The following is a 3,209-nucleotide window of genomic DNA, read 5'->3' on the forward strand; positions in this document are numbered from 1 at the left end:
TCATGGATGATCTGTTGCGGGAGTTTTTGACGGAAACCAGCGAGAGCCTGGACACCGTGGACAATCAGCTGGTGAAGTTCGAGCAGGAGCCGAACAACGCCAAGATCCTGGATAACATCTTCCGCCTGGTCCACACCATCAAGGGGACGTGCGGCTTCCTGGGATTGCCGCGACTTGAAGCGCTGGCGCATGCCGGCGAGACGCTGATGGGCAAATTCCGTGACGGCATGCCGGTGACCGGGCAGGCGGTGACGGTGATCCTGTCGTCGATCGACCGCATCAAGGAAATTCTGGCCGGGCTGGAGGCGACCGAAGCCGAGCCCGAGGGCACCGACCGCGATCTCATCGACAAGCTGGAAGCGATGGTCGTGCAGGGCATGGCGGCAATGGCTGCCGGTGCTGCTGCTCCCGTGGCCGAAGCGCCGCCGCTGGTGCCGGAAGCATCTGTCGCCGTTGAAGCCGCGCCCGCCAGCGAGGGCGTGCTGGCCGACCAGAGCCTGGAGCGTCCGCTGCGTCCGGGCGAAGTCTCGCTCGACGAGCTCGAGCGCGCCTTCCGCGAGACCGCGATCGAAGCGCCGATCCCCGCGCCCGTTGCCAAGGCTGAAGTCAAGGCCGAGCCCGCCGCTGAAGCGCCGGTGCCTGTTGCCAAGGAAACTGCGAAGGAAGCCAAGGCGCCCAAGGAAAAGGCCGCGCCGAAGAAGTCGATCGCCGACGAGGGCGCCGCCGAGGGCGCCAGCATCGCCAACCAGTCGATCCGCGTCAACGTGGATACGCTGGAGCATCTGATGACCATGGTCTCCGAGCTGGTGCTGACCCGCAACCAGCTGCTGGAGATCTCCCGCCGCAACGAGGACACCGAGTTCAAGGTGCCGTTGCAGCGGCTGTCCAACGTCACCGCCGAGCTGCAGGAAGGCGTCATGAAGACGCGCATGCAGCCGATCGGCAATGCCTGGCAGAAGCTGCCCCGCATCGTTCGCGACCTCTCGAGCGAACTCGGCAAGCAGATCGAGCTGGAGATGCACGGCGCCGACACCGAGCTCGACCGCCAGGTGCTCGACCTGATCAAGGACCCGCTCACCCACATGGTGCGCAACTCCGCCGACCACGGCCTGGAGACCCCTGCCGAGCGTCTCGCCGGCGGCAAGGGCGAGCAGGGCACCATTCGCCTGTCCGCCTATCACGAGGGCGGCCACATCATCATCTGCATCGCCGACAACGGCCGTGGCCTGAACACTGACAGGATCAAGGCCAAGGCGATCTCCTCGGGGTTGGTCACCGAGGCCGAGCTCGAGAAGATGAGCGAAGCCCAGATCCACAAGTTCATCTTCGCGCCGGGCTTCTCGACCGCTGCCGCCATCACCTCGGTGTCGGGACGCGGCGTCGGCATGGACGTGGTGCGCACCAATATCGACCAGATCGGCGGCACCATCGACATCAAGTCGGTCGCCGGTGAAGGCTCCTCCGTCACCATCAAGATCCCGCTGACGCTCGCCATCGTCTCCGCGCTGATCGTGGAAGCCGCCGGCGACCGCTTCGCGATCCCGCAGCTCTCCGTGGTCGAGCTGGTGCGGGCCCGCGCCAACTCGGAGCACCGCATCGAGCGCATCAAGGACACCGCGGTTCTCAGGCTGCGCAACAAGCTGCTGCCGCTGATCCACCTCAAGAAGCTGCTCAAGATCGACGACGGCGCCGTCTCCGATCCCGAGAACGGCTTCATCGTGGTGACGCAGGTCGGCAGCCAGACCTTCGGCATCGTCGTCGACGGCGTGTTCCACACCGAAGAAATCGTGGTCAAGCCGATGTCGACCAAACTGCGTCACATCGACATGTTCTCGGGCAACACCATCCTGGGCGACGGCGCGGTCATCATGATCATCGACCCCAACGGCATTGCCAAGGCGCTCGGCGCCGCCGGCTCCTCGGCCCATGACATGAACAACGAGAACGGGACGCACAGCATCGGATCCGGCGAGCAGACCACCTCGCTGCTGGTGTTCCGCGCCGGCTCGTCCCAGCCCAAGGCGGTCCCGCTCGGGCTCGTCACGCGCCTGGAAGAGCTCCCGGCCGACAAGATCGAGTTCTCGAACGGCCGCTACATGGTGCAGTACCGCGAGCAGCTGATGCCGCTGGTTGCCATGGAGAGCGTCACCATCGCGAGCCAGGGCGCCCAGCCGATCCTGGTGTTCTCCGATGACGGCCGCTCCATGGGCCTCGTCGTCGACGAGATCATCGACATCGTCGAGGAACGGCTCAACATCGAGGTCGGCGGATCCTCCTCCGGCATTCTGGGCTCGGCCGTGATCAAGGGCCAGGCCACCGAAGTGATCGACGTCGGCCACTTCCTGCCGATGGCGTTCTCCGACTGGTTCACCCGCAAGGAGATGAAGCCGTCGCTGCACTCGCAATCGGTGCTGCTGGTCGACGACTCGGCGTTCTTCCGCAACATGCTGGCCCCGGTGCTCAAGGCCGCCGGCTACCGCGTCCGCACCGCGCCGACCGCGCAGGAGGGCCTCGCGGCTCTGCGCGCGCAGACCTTCGACGTGGTCCTGACCGACATCGAGATGCCCGACATGAACGGGTTCGAGTTTGCCGAGACCATCCGCTCCGACAGCAATCTGGGCGCGATGCCGATCATCGGGCTCTCCGCGCTGGTGTCGCCGGCGGCGATCGAGCGCGGCCGTCAGGCCGGCTTCCACGACTATGTCGCCAAGTTTGACCGTCCCGGTCTGATCGCGGCGCTGAAGGAACAGACCGCGGGCGCCGCCGGTGCCTCCGAGCTGAGCCGCGCAGCCGCGTAAACCCCAGCGGGATGGATCAGGAGATACGCACATGACCAAGAAGACCCAGTCCGGCGAAGGCGCCATGGTCGAATACGTCACCGCGATGATCGGCGGCCAGCTGTTCGGCCTGCCGATCTCCCGCGTCCAGGACGTGTTCATGCCCGAGCGCGTCACCCGCGTGCCGCTGTCCTCGCGCGAGATCGCGGGCGTGCTGAACCTGCGCGGCCGCATCGTCACCGTGGTCGACATGCGCGCCCGGCTCGGCCTGCCCAAGCCCGAGGACGGCAAGATCCCGATGGCGGTCGGCGTCGACCTGCGCGGTGAATCCTACGGCCTCTTGATCGACCAGATCGGCGAAGTGCTGCGGCTCGCCGAGGACGGCATGGAAGAAAACCCCGTCAATCTCGACCCCCGCATGGCCAAGCTCGC

Annotated in this window: 2 protein-coding genes; both read left to right on the forward strand. The window is 66.1% G+C overall.

What is annotated here, in order from left to right:
• Positions 1–2 precede the first annotated feature (2 nt).
• Positions 3–2,798: a hybrid sensor histidine kinase/response regulator gene (locus C7G41_RS36750; RefSeq protein WP_106947065.1), complete on the forward strand. Its 2,796-nt coding sequence runs from the start codon at positions 3–5 to the stop codon at positions 2,796–2,798.
• Positions 2,799–2,829: 31 nt separating this feature from the next.
• Positions 2,830–3,209 (forward strand): chemotaxis protein CheW (locus C7G41_RS36755; RefSeq protein WP_106947066.1); only part of this gene is annotated, 380 nt, incomplete at its 3' end.

The organism is Bradyrhizobium sp. MOS002 (assembly GCF_003020115.1).
Classification (GTDB): Bacteria; Pseudomonadota; Alphaproteobacteria; order Rhizobiales; family Xanthobacteraceae; genus Bradyrhizobium.